The 16576-nt window shown below is 67.2% G+C and carries 18 protein-coding genes; 5 read left to right on the top strand and 13 right to left on the bottom strand.

Annotation, left to right across the window (positions count from 1 at the left end; translation table 11 throughout):
* Nucleotides 1-53 precede the first annotated feature (53 nt).
* The 10 genes from HUW53_RS07330 to HUW53_RS07285 form a co-directional block, all read right to left on the bottom strand.
* Nucleotides 54-536 carry a hypothetical protein gene (locus HUW53_RS07330; protein WP_237345093.1) on the bottom strand — a complete coding sequence of 161 codons (483 nt, stop codon included), beginning with the start codon at nt 534-536 and terminating at the stop codon, nt 54-56.
* Nucleotides 537-591: 55 nt separating this feature from the next.
* A complete protein-coding gene (surE, locus tag HUW53_RS07325; RefSeq protein WP_237345092.1) occupies nt 592-1359 on the bottom strand; it encodes a 5'/3'-nucleotidase SurE in 768 nt (255 codons plus the stop codon).
* 89 nt (nt 1360-1448) lie between these two features.
* The gene (gene serS / locus HUW53_RS07320; protein ID WP_237345091.1) at nt 1449-2918 is read right to left on the bottom strand and encodes a serine--tRNA ligase; all 1470 of its coding nucleotides are present in this window, start codon (nt 2916-2918) and stop codon (nt 1449-1451) included.
* Between the two features lie 96 nt (nt 2919-3014).
* On the bottom strand, nt 3015-3821 hold the full coding sequence (tatC, locus tag HUW53_RS07315; protein WP_237345090.1) for a twin-arginine translocase subunit TatC: 807 nt from the start codon (nt 3819-3821) through the stop codon (nt 3015-3017).
* Nucleotides 3818-4336: a Sec-independent protein translocase protein TatB gene (gene tatB, locus HUW53_RS07310; RefSeq protein ID WP_237345089.1), complete on the bottom strand. Its 519-nt coding sequence runs from the start codon at nt 4334-4336 to the stop codon at nt 3818-3820. The genes tatC and tatB overlap by 4 nt, the downstream gene beginning before the upstream one ends.
* 62 nt (nt 4337-4398) lie before the next feature.
* On the bottom strand, nt 4399-4635 hold the full coding sequence (locus tag HUW53_RS07305) for a twin-arginine translocase TatA/TatE family subunit (RefSeq protein ID WP_237345088.1): 237 nt from the start codon (nt 4633-4635) through the stop codon (nt 4399-4401).
* A gap of 128 nt (nt 4636-4763) precedes the next feature.
* Nucleotides 4764-5480, bottom strand: coding sequence for an SMC-Scp complex subunit ScpB (gene scpB, locus HUW53_RS07300; protein WP_237345087.1), 717 nt, complete (start codon nt 5478-5480; stop codon nt 4764-4766).
* A complete protein-coding gene (locus HUW53_RS07295; RefSeq protein WP_237345086.1) occupies nt 5477-6325 on the bottom strand; it encodes a segregation and condensation protein A in 849 nt (282 codons plus the stop codon). Before HUW53_RS07295 ends, scpB begins: the two co-directional genes overlap by 4 nt.
* A 1-nt stretch (nt 6326) precedes the next feature.
* Nucleotides 6327-7340 carry a beta-N-acetylhexosaminidase gene (gene nagZ / locus HUW53_RS07290; protein ID WP_237345085.1) on the bottom strand — a complete coding sequence of 338 codons (1014 nt, stop codon included), beginning with the start codon at nt 7338-7340 and terminating at the stop codon, nt 6327-6329.
* A 105-nt stretch (nt 7341-7445) separates the two neighbouring features.
* On the bottom strand, nt 7446-8657 hold the full coding sequence (locus HUW53_RS07285) for a M23 family metallopeptidase (RefSeq protein ID WP_237345084.1): 1212 nt from the start codon (nt 8655-8657) through the stop codon (nt 7446-7448).
* 246 nt (nt 8658-8903) lie between these two features.
* Between HUW53_RS07285 and cobS the strand changes: the two genes are divergently transcribed.
* From cobS to HUW53_RS07270, 3 genes are all read left to right on the top strand, one after another.
* Entirely contained in the window at nt 8904-9695 is a 792-nt protein-coding gene (gene cobS, locus HUW53_RS07280; RefSeq protein ID WP_237345083.1) for an adenosylcobinamide-GDP ribazoletransferase, read from the top strand.
* Nucleotides 9696-9859: 164 nt separating this feature from the next.
* The gene (locus tag HUW53_RS07275; RefSeq protein WP_237345082.1) at nt 9860-10588 is read left to right on the top strand and encodes a retropepsin-like aspartic protease family protein; all 729 of its coding nucleotides are present in this window, start codon (nt 9860-9862) and stop codon (nt 10586-10588) included.
* Between the two features lie 203 nt (nt 10589-10791).
* Nucleotides 10792-11552, top strand: a protein-coding gene (locus tag HUW53_RS07270) for an IS5 family transposase (protein WP_237345081.1) whose coding sequence is annotated in 2 segments (ribosomal slippage) — nt 10792-11131 and nt 11131-11552 — 762 coding nt in all. Because the reading frame shifts where the segments join, the coding sequence is not laid out codon by codon here.
* 18 nt (nt 11553-11570) lie between these two features.
* Here the strand turns inward: HUW53_RS07270 and HUW53_RS07265 are convergent.
* On the bottom strand, nt 11571-12404 hold the full coding sequence (locus HUW53_RS07265; RefSeq protein ID WP_237345080.1) for an aldo/keto reductase: 834 nt from the start codon (nt 12402-12404) through the stop codon (nt 11571-11573).
* Between the two features lie 487 nt (nt 12405-12891).
* The gene (locus tag HUW53_RS07260; protein ID WP_237345079.1) at nt 12892-13173 is read right to left on the bottom strand and encodes a hypothetical protein; all 282 of its coding nucleotides are present in this window, start codon (nt 13171-13173) and stop codon (nt 12892-12894) included.
* A 592-nt stretch (nt 13174-13765) separates the two neighbouring features.
* Between HUW53_RS07260 and dusA the strand changes: the two genes are divergently transcribed.
* Nucleotides 13766-14761: a tRNA dihydrouridine(20/20a) synthase DusA gene (gene dusA, locus HUW53_RS07255; RefSeq protein WP_272903945.1), complete on the top strand. Its 996-nt coding sequence runs from the start codon at nt 13766-13768 to the stop codon at nt 14759-14761.
* 189 nt (nt 14762-14950) lie between these two features.
* Nucleotides 14951-15787: a sulfite exporter TauE/SafE family protein gene (locus HUW53_RS07250; protein WP_237345078.1), complete on the top strand. Its 837-nt coding sequence runs from the start codon at nt 14951-14953 to the stop codon at nt 15785-15787.
* A gap of 21 nt (nt 15788-15808) precedes the next feature.
* Here HUW53_RS07250 and HUW53_RS07245 read toward each other — a convergent pair whose 3' ends face one another.
* The gene (locus tag HUW53_RS07245; protein WP_237345077.1) at nt 15809-16459 is read right to left on the bottom strand and encodes a hypothetical protein; all 651 of its coding nucleotides are present in this window, start codon (nt 16457-16459) and stop codon (nt 15809-15811) included.
* Between the last annotated feature and the right edge of the window lie 117 nt (nt 16460-16576).

Below are 16576 nucleotides of genomic sequence, written 5' to 3'. Positions count from 1 at the left end.
CCCGCTTATAAAAGGAACAGCCCGATCTTGGCCAGCGGTCGCTGACGCCTCCCTCACCGGTTGATCGCCACCAGCAGCACCCAGGCATCCACCACCGCCTTGGTGATCGAGAGAATCATGCCGGCCGCGAGCCAGTACGGCCCGCCGGCGAGACCGAGGACCAACAGCGATCCGGCCACCAGATAGGGCACCACGGCGCATTCGAACGGCACGAGATTGGCGAGCAACTTTGTCGGAGGCGCCACCCGGCTGCGGGACAAGATCCGCTCGATCCGGTGGCCGGGCACGAACACCACGGCGCCCAGGCCGGCGATGACACCGCCGCGCAGGCGATCCGGCAGATGTGGGATGAGCGCCACCATGGCAATCAGCATCACCACCAGCAGCTGCGCCATGGCGAGCCGTGCGCGCCGGGGCAAATGGGGCTCCGCCAGGATCGCGGACAGATTCAACGGCATGCCGACGAACAGCAGACCCAGCAGCGCGGCGGAAGCCCCCACCTGCGCCACCAGGAAATTGGCCCAGTCGTCGCCCATCCCCGGCCTCCCTCGGAGGGCGCAGGCGGGCCCGGCCTCACCGGCCGGCGTGGCGTCATTGGCCCTCGAACAGCAAGGCGAGCCGGGTCATCAGCGGCTCGTCGGTCATGTCGAGGCGGAGCGGCGTCACCGAGATGCGCCCCTCGTCCAGGGCGCGCAGGTCGGAGCCGGGCGAGGTCTCGAATACGCGACGCTCGAAGGCGATCCAGTAATAGGGCGTGTTGCGCCCGTCGCGCCGGGCCTCGATGCGCATGAGCTTCTGGTCGCGCTTGCCCTGGGCGGTGGCGGCGATGCCCGTGATCTCGTCCGGCGCCCGGTCCGGGAAGTTCAGGTTCATCACGATGCCGGCGGGAATGCCTTCGTCCAGCAGCATCCGGATGATCTTCGGGGCATGGGTCTCGGCGGTGATGTAGCTCGGGTTCTCCCGGCTCTTGATGCCGAACGCCTGGGACAGGGCAATGGACGGGATGCCGAGGATCGTGCCTTCTATCGCGCCCGCCACCGTGCCCGAATAGCTCACATCCTCGGCGATGTTCTGCCCCCGGTTGATGCCGGACAGCACCAGGTCCGGCGGCTGGTCGGCCATGAGATGGCGCACCGCCATGATGACGCAGTCGGTGGGCGTGCCCTTCAGCGCGAACCGGCGCTCATCGATCTGCCGAAGGCGCAGCGGGTCGGAGAGCGACAGGGAATGGGCGACGCCGGACTGGTCGAACTCGGGCGCCACCACCCACACATCGTCGGAAAAGGTGCGCGCGATACGGGCGCAGGCATCGAGGCCCGCGGCGTGGATGCCGTCGTCATTGGTCACCAGGATCCGCATCTGTCGTCCGCCTTCTCACCATCCGCAGCGCCGTGGGCACATTGTCAAACGCCGGGGCGGCACCTCCGATGCCGCCCCGGACCTTGCGACTATTTCAGCTTTTCGATCAGCTTCAGCCCGCCCATGTAGGGCGCGAGCACGTCCGGCACGGCCACCGCGCCGTTGTCCTGCTGGTAGGTCTCCAGCACGGCCACCAGCGCGCGGCCAACCGCCACGCCCGAGCCGTTGAGGGTATGCACGAAGCGCGGCGCGGCCTTGCCGTCCTTGCCATCGGCGGGGCGGTAGCGGGCATTCATGCGCCGCGCCTGGAAATCGCCGCACACCGAGCAGGAGGAAATTTCGCGGAACGCCCCCTGCCCCGGCAGCCACACCTCGATGTCATAGGTCTTCTGGGCGCCGAAGCCCATGTCGCCGGTGCACAGCGTCACCACCCGGTAGTGCAGGTCCAGCTTCTGCAGCACCGCCTCGGCACAGGCGAGCATGCGCTCGTGCTCCTCGCCCGACTTTTCCGGGGTGGTGACGGACACCAGCTCGACCTTGTTGAACTGGTGCTGGCGGATCATGCCACGCGTGTCGCGCCCGGCCGCCCCCGCCTCGGCGCGGAAGCAGGGGGTCAGCGCCGTCATGCGCAGCGGCAGCTCTTCTTCGGACAGGATGGCCTCGCGCACCAGATTGGTCAGCGGCACTTCCGCCGTCGGCACCAGCCACAGGCGGTTGGCCACCTGCACCTTGCGGATGTGGGCGGCGAGATTCACCCGGTCGAGCGCGCTGGGCACATCCACGCCGGAGGCCAGAAGCGCCGTGATCTCCAGAGCCGCGGTGGCCTGGGCCTCGGCGATGGCGGCGGCGAACTCGACGGCGCGCGAGGTGGAGAACTGGTCATCCTCGAACTTCGGCAGTTGGGCGGTGCCATACATGGCTTCGTCCCGCACCAGGATCGGCGGGTTCACCTCCATGTAGCCATGCTCACCGGTGTGGGTGTCGAGGAAGAACTGGCCGAGCGCCCGTTCCATCCGCGCCAGCGGCCCCTTGTTCACCACGAAACGCGCGCCGGAGAGCTTGGCGGCGGTCTCGAAATCCATCTGGCCGAGGGCCTCGCCCACCTCGAAATGCTGCTTCGGGGTGAAGGCGTAGCCGCGCGGGGCGCCATGGCGGTGGCGCTCCACATTGGAGTGCTCGTCGGCGCCGAGGGGCACCTCGGCAAGGGGAACATTGGGGATGGCCGCCAGCTCGCCGTCGAGCTCCTGCTCCACGGCCTTCACCTCGACTTCAAGCGCCGGCACATCCTCCTTGATCCGGGCGACCTCGGCCATGAGGGCCTGGGCGCGGGGCTCGTCCTTTTGCGCCTTGGCCTGGCCGATCTCCTTGGAGGCGGCATTGCGCCGCGCCAGCAGGCCTTCCAGGCGGGTGAGCGCGGCGCGGCGCTGCTCGTCGAGGCCGAGGAGCTTCTTGACCAGAAGGTCGGCGCCAAGGCGCGCCTCCGCTCCGTTGCCGCCGCGGCGGGCGAGGGCGTCCACGAGACCCTCCGGCTGTTCGCGGATCCACTTGATGTCGTGCATGTGCCGGCCTCTTCGATTGCCGCACGGAGCGGCCTTGGCCGACCCGTGCACCGGGCCATGCCGCCGTCACCGTTCAAATCCAACGTTCCGGAAGGCTCAGCCGGCGGTGGAATCGGCCGCGTTCTTCGCCGCCTCGTCCGCCGCCCGCCGCTTCTCGACGATGCCCACCAGATAGACCGACACCTCGTAGAGAAGCAGCGTCGGCAGGGCAAGGGAGAGCTGGCTGATGACGTCCGGCGGCGTGAGCACCGCGGCCGCGACAAACACGCCGACGATGGCGTAGCGCCGCGCCTTCCTCAGCATGTCCTGGGTCACGACGCCGATGCGCGCCAGCAACGTCAGGATCACCGGAAGCTGAAAGCAGATGCCGAACGCCAGGATCAGCGTGGTGATGAGCGACAGATATTCCGAGACGCGGGGCAGCAGGGAGATTTCCGCCCGGCCATCGCCGCCCGTCTGCTGCATGTTCAGGAAGTAGGTCATGGCCAGCGGCATGGCGATGAAATAGACGAACGCCGCGCCGATCAGGAAGCAGATGGGGGTCGCGACGAGATAGGGGCGGAACGCCGCCTTCTCATGCTTGTAGAGCCCCGGCGCCACGAACATATAGACCTGCGCCGCCACCACCGGAAACGACAGGAACGCTGCCCCGAACATGCCGAGCTTGATCTGGGTGAAGAGGAACTCCTGCGGCGCCGTGTAGATGAGCTTGATTCCCGGCGCGAACCCGGACGCAAACTCATAGGGCCACAACAGCAGATTGTAGATCTGCTTGGCGAAGGTGAAGCACAGGAAGAACGCCGCCAGGAAGGCGACCATCGACTTGATGAGGCGCGCCCGCAGCTCGATCAAATGCTCGATCAGCGGGGCCTTCGAGGCCTCGATATCGTCCGCGTCGCTCATTGCTGGCTCGTGCTGGGCGCAGGGGTCATGCCTGGGGCGGGGATCACGGTGGAAAGCGGCGGCTCGATCGGCGCGGCCGCCGGAGCCGGCGGGAAGACCGGCGGCGGCAGGGGATCCTCGGAAGGCGGCGGCACCAGCGCACCTAGGGGCGCCGCTGGCGCGCCAACACCCGCAGCCGCGTCGGCGGCCTCGGTCTTCGGCTTGGCGGCACTTTCCACGGTGGCGCGAATCTCCTCGCGGATGGATTTCAGGGGATCGAACATCTCACCCGCGCCCACGCTCGTGAAGGACGAGCGGGCGGTGTCGGTGATGTCGGTGATCTCCTTGCGCATGTCGGCGATGTCCGCCTCGCGCAGGGCCTCCTGAAACTGTCCCTGGAACTCGCCGGCCATGCGGCGCAGCTTTCCCACCGTGCGGCCGACGGTGCGCAGCACCGAAGGCAGCTCCTTGGGACCGATGACGATCAGCGCCACAATGCCGATCAGCATCAGCTCGGACCAGCCGATCTCGAACATGAGCGCCTCACGCCGGCGGCCCTCAGGCCGCCCTCTTCAACACGGAAAGGGCAAGCCGGCCGTCAAACGACCTTCTTCTCGCCCTCGGTGGCGGCGCTGGTGGACTGGCCCGGCAGCGGTCGCGGCGCCTCGGGCGCAGCAGACGGCTTCGCCGGCTCGTCGTCGTCGGCCATGCCCTTCTTGAAGGATTTGATGCCTTTCGCCACGTCACCCATGAGGTCGGAGATCTTGCCCCGGCCAAACAACAGGAGCACCACGGCCAGCACTATGATCCAGTGCCCGATGCCCAAACTACCCATTCCGGTCATCCTCCGAAAGGCATGAAACCCGGATCCTCGCGGCCACGGGTCATTCAAACGTTGACACTAGTTCCCACCCGCGGCGAAAACAAGGAGGCGCTCGGCGTCCACAGGCCGCGCCAAGCCGCTCATCCGGCCCCGTCATCATCCCCCGGCGGCGGCGACAGGGTGAAATCCAGCGGTTCAGGCGCCAACGGCTCCTCATCCTCGTGCAGGCTGGGATCGTCCGAAGGCAGCGGAATCGCGAAGCCCGGCGGAATCCGGCCGTCGAGCAGGCCGGCCCCCTTCAATTCGTCCATGCCCGGCAGGTCGGAGACCGCGTCGAGGCCGAATTGCACCAGGAAGGCGGGCGTGGTGCCATAAGTCACCGGACGGCCGGGCGCCTTGCGCCGGCCGCGCAGGCGGATCCACCCGGTCTCCAGCAGCACGTCGAGGGTGCCCTTGGAGGTGGACACGCCGCGAATGTCCTCGATCTCCGCCCGCGTCACCGGCTGGTGATAGGCCACGATGGCGAGCACCTCCACCGCCGCCCGCGACAGCTTGCGCTGTTCCGGCGCGATGTCCGTCAGCAGCGGCGCGAGATCCGGCGCGGTGCGCAGCATGAGCCCGCCGGCGACCTTCACCACGTTCACGCCGCGCCGGGCATAATCAGCCGCCAGGGCGTCGGTCAAAGCGTCGATGTCCGCGCCCGCCGACAGGTGTGCCCGCAGCACCCGCGCCTCCAGCGGCGCGGATGAGGTGAACAGCAGCGCCTCCATTACCCGCAGATCGCGCACGAAGGTGGCCGCGCGCTCGTCGTCGGGACGGACGTCGAACAGGTCGATGCGTGGCGCCGGCTTCTTCATGCCTCCTCTCCGCCATCGGCGGCGGGATCACCCGCAACACGGTTCTCGCCCCGGACGCCCGCGCCCCTGGCCCTGAGCCACAACGGCGCGAAGGGCGCCTCCTGGCGGATGTCGAGAAGCCCCTCCCGCACCATCTCCAGCGTCGCGGTAAAGCTGGAGGCAAGCGCGGTCGCCCGCTGATCGGGATGCGGCACATATTCTATCAGGAATTGATCCAGCCGCATCCAATCCGACAGTAGCGCCTTGCCCAGCAGGCGTTCCAGCCGCTCGCGCGCCTCCGCCAGCGACCACACCGCCCGCACCTTCAAGGTGACGGTGGACAGCGCCTGCGTCTGCCGCTGCCGGGCGTAAGCCGACAGGAGGTCATAGAGGGAGGCGGTGTAGGCTACCGGGCGTGGGGGGAGGCTCCCCGGATCCGGCCGGGCGCGGGCGAACACGTCGCGCTCCATCTGCGGCCGCGCCATCAGCTCGGCGGCGGCCTTGCGGATGCGCTCCAGGTGGCGCAGGCGCCGGGCGAAAGCGGCGGCCAATTCCTCCGCGCTCGGCCCCTCCTCCTGGGGCGGGGCCGGCAGCAGCAGGCGCGACTTGAGATAGGCGAGCCACGCCGCCATCACCAGATAGTCGGCCGCCAGCTCCAGCCGGCCGCGCCGCGCCGCATCGATGAAGGCCAGGTATTGGTTGACGAGCGCCAGGATCGAGATGCGCGTCAAATCCACCTTCTGGGTGCGGGCGAGCGCCAGCAGCAGATCGAGCGGACCCTCGAAACCCTCGAGATCCACCACAAAAGCGTCTTCCCCGGCGTCCGGGCGCACGTCGCCCAGTTCGGGAAAGTCGCCCGCGCCCATGTCAGCTTGACCCGCCGAGCCGGCGCGCCACTTCGGCCCGGAGCGCCGCCGCGTCCACCGCAGGTGCCGGCTTGCGCAAGGCCAGCGCCCGCGCCGCCCGCACGGCCGCGTCACCGGCGAGGAGCGGTGCGACGGCCGCCACCGGCTCCATCTCTTCCATCTTCCCATTGCAGTGCAGCAGCAGATCGCAGCCGGCCGCCAGGGCGGCAAGGCTTCGGCTCTCCAGGGTGCCCGCCAGCGCGCCCATGGACAGATCGTCGCTCATCACGGCGCCCTGAAAGCCGATGGAGCCGCGCACCACCTCCTGCATCACCACGGCGGAGGTGGTGGCGGGCCGCTCCGCGTCGATGTCCGCATAGACCACATGGGCGGTCATGCCGAGGGGCAGGTCGTTGAGGGCGCGGAAGGCGGCGAAATCGCTCGTCTCCAGCTCGGCGCGGGGCGCATGGACCACCGGCAGGCGCTCATGGCTGTCAGCGGGCGCGCGGCCGTGGCCGGGAATGTGCTTCACCACCGGAAGCACGCCCCCATCCAGCAGCCCGTCCGCCGCCGCGCGGGCCAAAGCGGCCACCGCCACCGGCTCGGTGCCATAGGCCCGGTTGCCGATGATGCCGTGGCCATCGGGGTGCCGCAGGTCCGCCACCGGGAGACAGTCCACATCGATGCCGAGCGCCGCGAGGTCCGCCGCGATGGCCCGCGAATTGAGCCGCACCGCCTCCAGCGCCGATGCCGGATCGGTCAGGTACAAGGTGCCGAACGCCTCGGCCGGCGGATCATCGGTCCAATGGGGCGGCCGCAGGCGCTGCACGCGTCCGCCCTCCTGGTCGATCAGCACCGGCGCGCGCCAGCCCACGGCCGCGCGCAGATCGGCCACCAGCGCCCGCACCTGATCCGGGCTTTCCACGTTGCGCGCGAACAAAATGAAGCCCCACGGCGCCGTGGCGGCGAAGAAGCGACGCTCCTCGACCGAAAGGTGGTGGCCGGAGCAGCCGGCGATGAAAGCCCGTGACGACATGATCTGCCCCTATAAGCGACCCCGCCCGGCGTCAAGGCGGGCCGGCCCTGCAAATGAAAACGGCCGGGACGAGCCCGGCCGAAGGTGGTTTTGTGACGGACCGGCTCAGAGCCCGGCCACATACCTCGACGGATCGACGGCAGTCGATCCCTTGCGGATCTCGAAATGAAGCTGCGGGCTTTGCACGCTGCCGCTCTGTCCCGCCTTGGCGATGATCTGGCCACGGCGCACGGTGTCGCCGCGCTTCACATCCAACTCGCTGGCGTGGGCATAAGCGGTCACATAGCCATCCGCGTGCTTGATGAGCACCAGATTGCCGTAGCCCTTCAGCTCGTTGCCCGCGTAGGCCACCACGCCATCCTCGGCGGCGCGCACGGAGGTACCTTCCGGCACCGCGAAATTGACGCCATCGTTGCGGGCGCCGCCGGGCTTCGGGCCGAAGGAGGAAATGACCCGTCCGCGCACCGGCGCGCGGAACTGAGGGCCTCCCCCGGCGGTGCGGGGCGCGTCGTCCGCGTCGGCGACCGCGCTCACCTTCGCCGCCGTCTCCACCTTGGCGGCGATGGCGGGAGCAGGCGCACGGCTTACGGCCGGCGTCGGCGCGGCGGAAGCGGTCTGGACCGGGGCGGCCGGTGCAGGGGCCACCGCCACGGCAGGCGCCGGCTTGGCGCCGGTGGCGGGCGGAGGCAAAGGTTTTGCGCTCGCAACCGCCGGCGCCGGAACGGTGCCGAGGGTCCCCGTCGCATGGGGCGCGGCCGGAGCCGCCGCGACCGAGGTCGCCGCCGCGGCCGTCCCTGCGGGCGGGATCACCAGCGACTGACCGGTGCGCACGGTGTTGCCCGGCGCGATGCCGTTGGCGGCGCCGAGGGCCGCCGGAGTGACATTGTAAAGGCGCGCCACCGAAGTCAGCGTCTCACCCGCCTGCACCACATGGCTACCGCCCGCGGTGCGCGGCGCGGCCGGTGCATTCGGCGGGGTGTAGCCGGGCGCCACATAGGAGCCATTGGCGGCGACCGAGGCCGGCGCGCCATAGAGCGGCTGCCCGCCACCGGAGGCCGCATAGGAATTGGGCGCGACCGTGGGCGGCGGCGGCAGGGCGGCGGAATCCACCCGCCCCGTCGGCGCCCCGCGCAGCGACCCGGTAACATCGGGCGTTGGCGCCGGGGCCTGGGCCTGGGCGCCACCGAAGTTGAAGTCTGGAAACCCGGTGAAACGCGTGGTGTCGGAGCTGCAACCGGCCACGGCGCCGGACATGAGCCCGATCACGGCCAGTCGCGCGACGACGCGGCGCCCTTTGGTCTCACTGAAATTACGCATGTGACCGTACTCGCACGCAACAGAACTGCCGCCCATTAGAGGTCGCAGGCGTAAATGCGGCCTTAAGCCAACGCCGAGGCGGCCTCACCACCCACACTTTCCCAACTCCGTTGCAGTTTCGACACAGTTCGTGCGCGGGCCCTTGACCGGGCGGCCAAATCAGGCTCCCACATTCAGGCTTGGCTTGCTAACCGATATTCTGGGCGCCGCCATGGCGGCGGGGGCCCACAGGGACGTGCATCTCAGATGGCGCTGACGCCCATTGTCGAAGACCTCATCGCCACGCTGCGCTTCTACTCGCGCCTGCCCTTGCCGGAATGGGGCGCGGACCCCCATGGCGCGCCCGATCTCGACCGGCTGGCGTATGCGGTTCCCCTGGCGGGTGTGGTGCTGGGCGGACTTTCCGGCCTTGTCCTGGTCGGAGCGAGCCTCCTTCACCTGACGCCCTTCCTCGCGGCGACCCTGGCGGTGGCCACGTTGGTGCTCGCCACCGGCGCGCTCCAGGAGGACGGGCTTGCCGACACGGCGGACGGCTTTGGCGGCGGCCGGGACCGGACCCGGCGCCTCGCCATCATGCGCGACAGTCGCATCGGCTCATTCGGCGCCACCGCCCTGGTGCTGGCCTTGATCCTGCGCGTCGGCGCGCTCGAGGCCCTCATCCAGGCCAGCGGTCCCATGCATGCGGCCCTGGCGCTGTGCGTCGCGGCGGCTGTCTCGCGCACCAGCGGCATCCTGCTGCTGCGCGCCCTGCCCCCGGCCCGCACCGACGGCGCTTCGGCAGCGGTCGGCCAGCCGGCGCCGAAGGCCGCGCTCGCCTGCGGCCTCAACGCGGCCTTGATCGCGGCCCTGATCCTCGTCCCCGGCTTTGGCGTGGGTGCGTCCTTCGCCGCGCTGGCAACGGCGCTTCTGGTCCTCGGCGCCATGGGGCTGCTCTCCGCCCGGCTCGTGGGCGGGCAGACCGGAGACGTGGCGGGCGCCACCCAACAGGTGAGCGAGATTGCGGTCCTGCTGGCCGTCCTTATCTTTGCCGAAAGCTGAGGTTGAGGCCGTGTCGCACATCCCTTTTCCGATCTGCGCCGTCGCTCCCGAGCACGCACCGCGCGCCGGCGCGGCGTGCCCCCCGATGGCGCGCGTGACGGCGATGGCCGGACGGCTCACCCGGCGCCGCATGCCCGCCAAGGACTGAAAACCGGGGGATATCCATGTTCAACCGCGGCGATCGCCTGCTCTGGGTCCTTCTGATCGGCCTTCTGATCGGCCTCGTGGTGCTGGTGGCCCACCACGATCAGGGCGAGGTGGCGGGCTTGAGCCTCGACCAGTTCGGCGCGCTGGTGGCGCTCGGCTCCATCGGCATCTGGATCGGCTGGGGGCTTCTGTCCCGCTTCCACGGCCGGTTCGCCGATGCGGTGCTGGCAATGGCGTTCTGGGTGCTGGTGGCGGTGCTGCTGGCGGGGGTCTATACCTACCGCGCGCCACTGAATGCCTTCGGCGCGCGGCTCATGTCCCAGCTCGTGCCCGGCCACGCCTTGACCGTCTCGACCCGCGCTGAAGCGACGGTGGAAATCGAGCGCGGGGCGGGCGGTGACTTCTCGGTCTGGGCCGGCATCAATGGCGCCAGCATCAACATGCTGGTGGACACCGGCGCCTCCTCCGTGGTGCTGACCCAGGAAGCCGCCCGCGCCGCCGGCCTGCCCCTCGACTTCCTCAAATACGACGTGCCGGTGGATACCGCCAATGGCCGGGTGAAGGCGGCCTCCGTGCTGATCGACAACATCATCGTCGGCAGCATCGTGGAGCGGCGCGTGCCGGCGCTCATCTCTCCGCCGGGCGCGCTCAACAGCTCCCTGCTCGGCATGAGCTTCCTGTCGCGGCTCGAAGCGTTCGAATTCCGCGGCAGCCGCCTGATCCTGCGCGGCGCCCGCGCGCCCTGAGCCGCCCGTCAGGGCGTTTTCTTCACGCGAGGTGGAATCCACCGCGCGCGTTAATGCTCTAGCTGTTTGTTTTTCCGCAATTCCAGATGGAAAAGCGCTTTCCACTTTTGCTGAAACGGCTCTAGGCTGTAGTGACGATTTAAGGATTTGGGCTTCCCAAGTGGTCGCAAATCAGATTCAACGCTGATTTTGGAGGATCGGCGATGGATTGCGATGGTCTTCGGGATGATCAGTGGGAGCGGATCAAAAGCTTCGTGCCGGGGGGCACCAAGGGCAAACGAGGGCCGCGCACCGACAATCGGAAGTTTCTGGATGCGCTGTTGTGGATGGCGCGCTCGGGCGGACGCTGGCGTGATCTGCCCGAGCGGCTGGGCGACTATCGCTCTGTGAAACGGCGCTATTACCGCTGGATCGAGATGGGCGTTCTCGATGAGATGCTATCGGTGCTGGCGCGCGAAGCCGATCTGGAATGGCTGATGATCGACAGCACCATCGTGCGGGCGCACCAGCATGCGGCCGGCGCCCGCGCCGCAAAAGGGGGGCGGATGCCCAGGGCCTGGGCCGGTCTCGCGGCGGCCTGAGCACCAAGATCCACGCCGCCGCCGATGCCCTCGGGCTCCCAGTCCGCCTAATCGGGACGCCGGGGCAGCGCAATGACATCGCCCTTGCCCACGACCTCATCGAAGACATGGATGCGGCCGCCCTGCTGGCCGACAAGGGCTATGATGCCAACCACCTTGTTGATGCGATGGAAGAACGCGCAACCGAAGTCGTCATTCCGCCCAAGCGGGATCGCAAGATCCAGCGCATCTACGACACCCACCTCTACAAGGAGCGCAACAAGATCGAGCGCTTCTTCAACAAGCTCAAGCAGTTCCGGTGCGTCGCCACGCGATACGACAAGTTGCTCGTCAACTTCATGGGCTTCGTCAAACTCGCCGCAATCGCCATCTGGCTCAGATAGTTAAATCGTCACTACAGCCTAGATCATCTCCAGTTCCGCCTTGCCGGCGGGGGGAGGAAACTCGCGATCGATCTCCGCGAGATCCTCGGCATCGAGCACCAGGGCCAGGGCACGGGCATTGGCCTCCACATGGGCGATATGGGTTGCCTTGGGGATAGCGATCACGTCCGGCGACCGCATCACCCAGGCCAGCGCCACCTGGAACGGGTCCACCCCATGCTTGCGCGCCACCCGCCCCAGCGCTCCGCCGCGCGGCAGCCGCCCTTGCTCGATGGGGCTATAGGCCATCACCGGAATACCGGCTGCGGACAGGTAGGGCATGAGGTCGAACTCCGGCCCGCGCCGGCTGGCATTATAAAGAATCTGGTTGGCCGCGCAGGCGCCGCCGCCGGCGGCCTTCAATTCCTCCATGTCGGCCACGTCGAAATTGCTCACGCCCCAATGGCGGATCTTGCCGGCCCTTTGCAGCGCCTCGAACCCGGCGAGGGTCTCCACCAGCGGATGCTCGCCGCGCCAGTGCAGCAGATAGAGATCGATGCGGTCGGTGCGCAGTCGCTTGAGGCTGCGCCCACAGGCCGCGACCACGCCGTCGCGACTGGCATTGTGGGGGTAGACCTTGCTCACCAGGAACACGCCGTCGCGGCGTCCGGCGATGGCCTCGCCCACCACCTCCTCGGCGCGGCCCTCCCCATACATCTCGGCCGTGTCGATGAGGCTGATCCCGAGATCGAGCCCCGCGCGCAGGGCCTTGACCTCCGCCCCCCGCAACTCCCCCCGCTCGCCCATGTACCATGTGCCCTGCCCCAGGGCCGAAACGACCTCGCCCGTGGGGAGCCGAACCGTTCTGCTCATGTGGCCGCGTCCTTCTTGCGCGTGGGATCTGCCGAAAACAGATAACGCAGGGGAGCGATTCATCGAAGCCCATGCCAACGCCAGCGGGAGCAGGACCCACCCGCCGCACTGGCGTCGTGGACGCGCCCGAATTAAAGATCAGGCAAATGCCATCGAGCACTGCCGGCAGCCGAACGCCGAGGACCCGCGTCGGCGCGCCGTAAATGTAAATATAAATAAATATCTAAATTTTTCTCTTTAAATTTACTCTGCGACACGTATGGGCGGCCAGAAACCCATCCACCAAATATCGTAAACTTAAATCATTTGAATAATGAAATGTATTAACGAGATTTATATATAAAATTATGAATTTATCACAACAAATGAATGAATTAATATATTCAAATTTATAGCACGAACTATTTGCAATTAATACTTTTAATTTCGTCATAAATATCCCATATAACAAACTTATATGGAAAATATTCTACGATTTTAGGCTATATTATTTGAACATTGCAGCCTGTAATTCTGCAAAAATTCTTGACGATGCTGTTGCCAAAAATTTACGTCCGTCTTTTAATTTACAAATGAATGTAACGTCTTTGCCGACACCACCCGCCAAAAGCCCCGCCAATAATCCGACCGGGCCAAGTAAGACGGCTCCAGCAACGCCCCATCCCAGTGTCCCACCAATGCGTTTGACGGATTCCTCGGATGCAACTTCGATATCTTCTACTTGGTCTATATTAACTTTCTCGCGGAAAAAGCCCTGAGGCTTCTTCATGAAAAATTCGCCCCTTAAGAATTGGTGGTTTCGGCCTTTTCGAAAATCGCCCGCGTGAACTGTGAAGACGCCTAGTGCCATACTAGCCCCCGAAAAATCCATTGCCCTTAATCTCTTATATCGAATCTTGGTTGTTTGGCATCATATCCTTACGACGTGATGCCTTCAGTCGGCGCAAAGCCGCCCTCCCTTTGGCCTGCCCATCTCCCCGAACCGATTCGCGGATGTGGCGATCAGTCGCCTCGCGGAGAGCGGGGCTGTTTGCCCATTCGTTCTCTAGGGCGCCCGAAAGGGCTAGGCGGTTTCCCGCTTCTCCCACCTCACCACAGCCACCTAGCGCCGATCGAACGTCGGCGAGCCGCAACGAACGATCGCCCCTTCGCGCTTCAGCGGGATCTGAGCGTGATAGTCGATTGAGCCATCCTTCGGCCTGCATGGTATGATTGTTTTCACAGCCCCCACCATCCCGGTACTGCACCGCCGCGAACGTACTGCGCCACCGCACTCGGCGCCGCGAAACCAGAAAAACGATGGAAAATAAGCGTCGACCGAACGGCCCGAAAGGCCCCCTCTGACAGGAGAAAAACGAGCTTTGTCCTTATACCCGAATAGCTTGCGCTTCTCCATCGCCCCCATGCTGGATTGGACGGATCGGCATTGCCGTGCGTTTCATCGGACGTTTTCGCGCCATGCGCGACTCTATACGGAGATGGTCACCGCCCCCGCCATTATCCACGGGGACCGGGAGCGGCTGCTCGGATTTGGCGCGCAGGAGCATCCGGTGGCGGTGCAGCTTGGGGGCAGTGATCCGATTCAGCTCGCCGCGGCCGCCCGCATCTGCGCCGACTATGGCTATGACGAGATCAATCTCAATGTAGGCTGCCCGTCCGACCGCGTGCAGGGCGGCAATTTCGGGGCCTGCCTGATGCGCGAGCCGGCCCTGGTGGCCGAATGCGTCGCCGCCATGAAGGAGGCCGCCGCCCTCCCCGTCACCGTGAAGTGCCGCATCGGCGTCGATGACCAGGACCCCGAGGAGGCCCTCGACCAACTCGCCGACGCCGTGTTGGCGGCCGGCACCGACGGGCTCATCGTCCATGCCCGCAAGGCGTGGCTGAAAGGGCTTTCGCCGCGCGAGAATCGTGACGTCCCGCCGCTCGACTACGCGCGCGTGCGCCGCCTGAAGCAGCGCCTGCCGCAGGTGCTCATCGCGCTCAACGGCGGCATCGCCGGCATCGACGCGGGCCTCGCGGCAAGCGCCGGGCTCGACGGCATGATGCTCGGCCGCGCCGCCTACCACGAGCCCGAGCTGCTTCACGACGTGGACCCGCATCTGTTCGGCACGCCCGCCCCCTTCGCCGACACCTACGCCGCCCTGGAGGCCTTCGAGCCTTATGTGGCCGCCCATCTGGCGGCCGGCGGGCGCTTGTCCGACATCACCCGCCACATGCTGGGCCTGTTCGGCGGCAAAAGGGGATCGCGCCTGTTCCGGCGCCATCTCGCCACCGAATCGGTGAAGCCGGGGGCCGGGCTGGAGGTGCTGCGCACGGCGGTCGACCATGTGCGCCGGCGCGATGTCGCCGCTGCTTGATACCTCCCACGGCTTTCCCTGGACACGGCGGACGAACCGGAGCAAACAGGCCCCGTTCCACCCGCCACGTCCGTGAAACCCTTTTCGGCGCAGCCGCGACCGGTTCTCCGTCTGGCCTCACCCGCCTTCGCGGCCGGCGCCCGTGTGCCTCGACACGCTGCGGCCCCGCCATTTCCTTGGAGGTCCCGCGTGCTCTCGTCCATGTCCTGGGGCGACCTCGCCAGCCTGTGCCTGGCGCTGCTCGCCGGCGGCATTCTCACCGGGCTTATTGCCGGGATGCTGGGGGTCGGCGGCGGCGGCGTCATGGTGCCGGTGCTTTATGAGGTGTTCCGCGTCATCGGCGTGGAACAAAGCGTCCGCATGCAGCTGTGCGTCGGCACCTCGCTCGCCATCATCATCCCCACCGCCGTGACCTCCTATCGCGCCCACCAGAAGAAGGGGGCGGTGCTGCCCGGCGTGGTGAAGCGCTGGCGCCTGCCCGCCATTGCCGGCATCATCACCGGCAGCGCCATCGCCGCCTTTGTGCCGGGCTGGGTGTTGCAGGCGGTGTTCGTGGTGGTGGTGAGCGTGCTCGGCGTGAAAAGCCTGATCGGCCGCAACGACATCCAGATCGGCGCGCAGCTTCCAGGCCCGGGCCTCATGTCCCTGTACGGCTTCGTGATCGGCCTCGCCTCGTCCCTGGTGGGCATCTCGGGCGGCGGCATCGCCACCAACATCCTGCTGCTCTATGGCGTTCCGATTCACGCGGCGGTGGGCACTTCCGCCGGCATCGGCATCTTCATCCCCCTGCCGGGCGTCATCGGCTACGCGGTCGCCGGCTGGCCCCACCTTTCGGAGCTGCCGCCCCTGTCTCTGGGCTATGTCTCGGTACTCGGCTTCGTGCTGATGGCGCCGCTGGCGGCGGTGTTCGCGCCGGTGGGCGCCCGGCTCGCCCATCGGCTCAGCCGGCGCCACCTGGAGATCGGGTTCGGCGCGTTCCTTCTGGTGGTCGCGGCCCGCTTCGTGGTGGCCATCGTCTGGCGATAGCGCCGGCTTTCCCGCGCACCGTCACCAGCGGTGCGAGAAGCCTGCAGTGATGCTCTTGTTGATGTCGGAGCCCGTGTCGGCCACCGTGGTCGTCACCTGGATGCCGCCAAGCACCTTCTGCTGGGCACTCACGCTAGGCAGCATGCGCTGCACCTCGTCGGTCAGCCGCGCCCCCACGGAAAGGGTGGTGTCGGTGGCGAGCCCGGTCACGCTCAAGGACTTGTCCATCTGCCAGCCGTTCACGACCCCGCTGCGGCCGACCACATAGCTGTCGGCAAGCTCGGCCTTGAGGCCGTCGTTGACGGTCCAGGTCCGCGACAGGGTGGTGCCGAGCTTGGTTTCCTCATCGGTGGGGCTGACGGCGACATTCACAGCCCCCTTCTGCCACAGCAGCCAGTCGGGCAGGGCCGCCAGTGTCACTTTCGCATAAGCGGTGCCGCTTACCGTATTGGCCTCCGCCGTCGTGACCGGCGCGACCGTGGTCTTGGCGGCCGACATGTCGAGCCCAACCTGCGTGCCGACCTCCGACAGGTCGCTGGCGTAGGTCATGGCTGTCGTGCCGTCCGCGTTCAGGCTGCGTTTCGCCGTGACGGCGGTTTGCGCGTGAGCCCCTGTCGCCAGCAGGACACCACAGGCGAAGGCAATGACGGGCGCGTGTCGAATGGGTTGCATCGGCCTCTCCGGCAAGCTGCTCTTGAAAAGGGTGACGCCCGCGGACCACAGCCCGGCCGGCATCGCCCTTCGATTCAAACCGATCCCCCGCCTGCGCGCGCCGTACCCCACGCATTC

Origin of the sequence: Xanthobacter agilis (assembly GCF_021730435.1) — a bacterium.
Lineage (GTDB): Bacteria > Pseudomonadota > Alphaproteobacteria > Rhizobiales > Xanthobacteraceae > Xanthobacter > Xanthobacter agilis.
The sequence above is the reverse complement of the archived record's forward strand: the minus strand, read 5'-3'. Positions and strand labels throughout refer to the sequence as shown.

Excerpts from the sequence above, each read along its gene's own strand:
- serS (WP_237345091.1), bottom strand. The coding sequence starts at position 2,918 with ATGCACGACATCAAGTGGATCCGCGAACAGCCGGAGGGTCTCGTGGAC.
- HUW53_RS07275 (WP_237345082.1), top strand. The coding sequence starts at position 9,860 with ATGTTCAACCGCGGCGATCGCCTGCTCTGGGTCCTTCTGATCGGCCTT.
- HUW53_RS07330 (WP_237345093.1), bottom strand. The coding sequence starts at position 536 with ATGGGCGACGACTGGGCCAATTTCCTGGTGGCGCAGGTGGGGGCTTCC.
- tatC (WP_237345090.1), bottom strand. The coding sequence starts at position 3,821 with ATGAGCGACGCGGACGATATCGAGGCCTCGAAGGCCCCGCTGATCGAG.
- cobS (WP_237345083.1), top strand. The coding sequence starts at position 8,904 with ATGGCGCTGACGCCCATTGTCGAAGACCTCATCGCCACGCTGCGCTTC.
- HUW53_RS07260 (WP_237345079.1), bottom strand. The coding sequence starts at position 13,173 with ATGAAGAAGCCTCAGGGCTTTTTCCGCGAGAAAGTTAATATAGACCAA.
- scpB (WP_237345087.1), bottom strand. The coding sequence starts at position 5,480 with ATGAAGAAGCCGGCGCCACGCATCGACCTGTTCGACGTCCGTCCCGAC.
- tatB (WP_237345089.1), bottom strand. The coding sequence starts at position 4,336 with ATGTTCGAGATCGGCTGGTCCGAGCTGATGCTGATCGGCATTGTGGCG.
- HUW53_RS07265 (WP_237345080.1), bottom strand. The coding sequence starts at position 12,404 with ATGAGCAGAACGGTTCGGCTCCCCACGGGCGAGGTCGTTTCGGCCCTG.
- HUW53_RS07285 (WP_237345084.1), bottom strand. The coding sequence starts at position 8,657 with ATGCGTAATTTCAGTGAGACCAAAGGGCGCCGCGTCGTCGCGCGACTG.
- HUW53_RS07295 (WP_237345086.1), bottom strand. The coding sequence starts at position 6,325 with ATGGGCGCGGGCGACTTTCCCGAACTGGGCGACGTGCGCCCGGACGCC.
- nagZ (WP_237345085.1), bottom strand. The coding sequence starts at position 7,340 with ATGTCGTCACGGGCTTTCATCGCCGGCTGCTCCGGCCACCACCTTTCG.
- surE (WP_237345092.1), bottom strand. The coding sequence starts at position 1,359 with ATGCGGATCCTGGTGACCAATGACGACGGCATCCACGCCGCGGGCCTC.
- HUW53_RS07245 (WP_237345077.1), bottom strand. The coding sequence starts at position 16,459 with ATGCAACCCATTCGACACGCGCCCGTCATTGCCTTCGCCTGTGGTGTC.
- HUW53_RS07305 (WP_237345088.1), bottom strand. The coding sequence starts at position 4,635 with ATGGGTAGTTTGGGCATCGGGCACTGGATCATAGTGCTGGCCGTGGTG.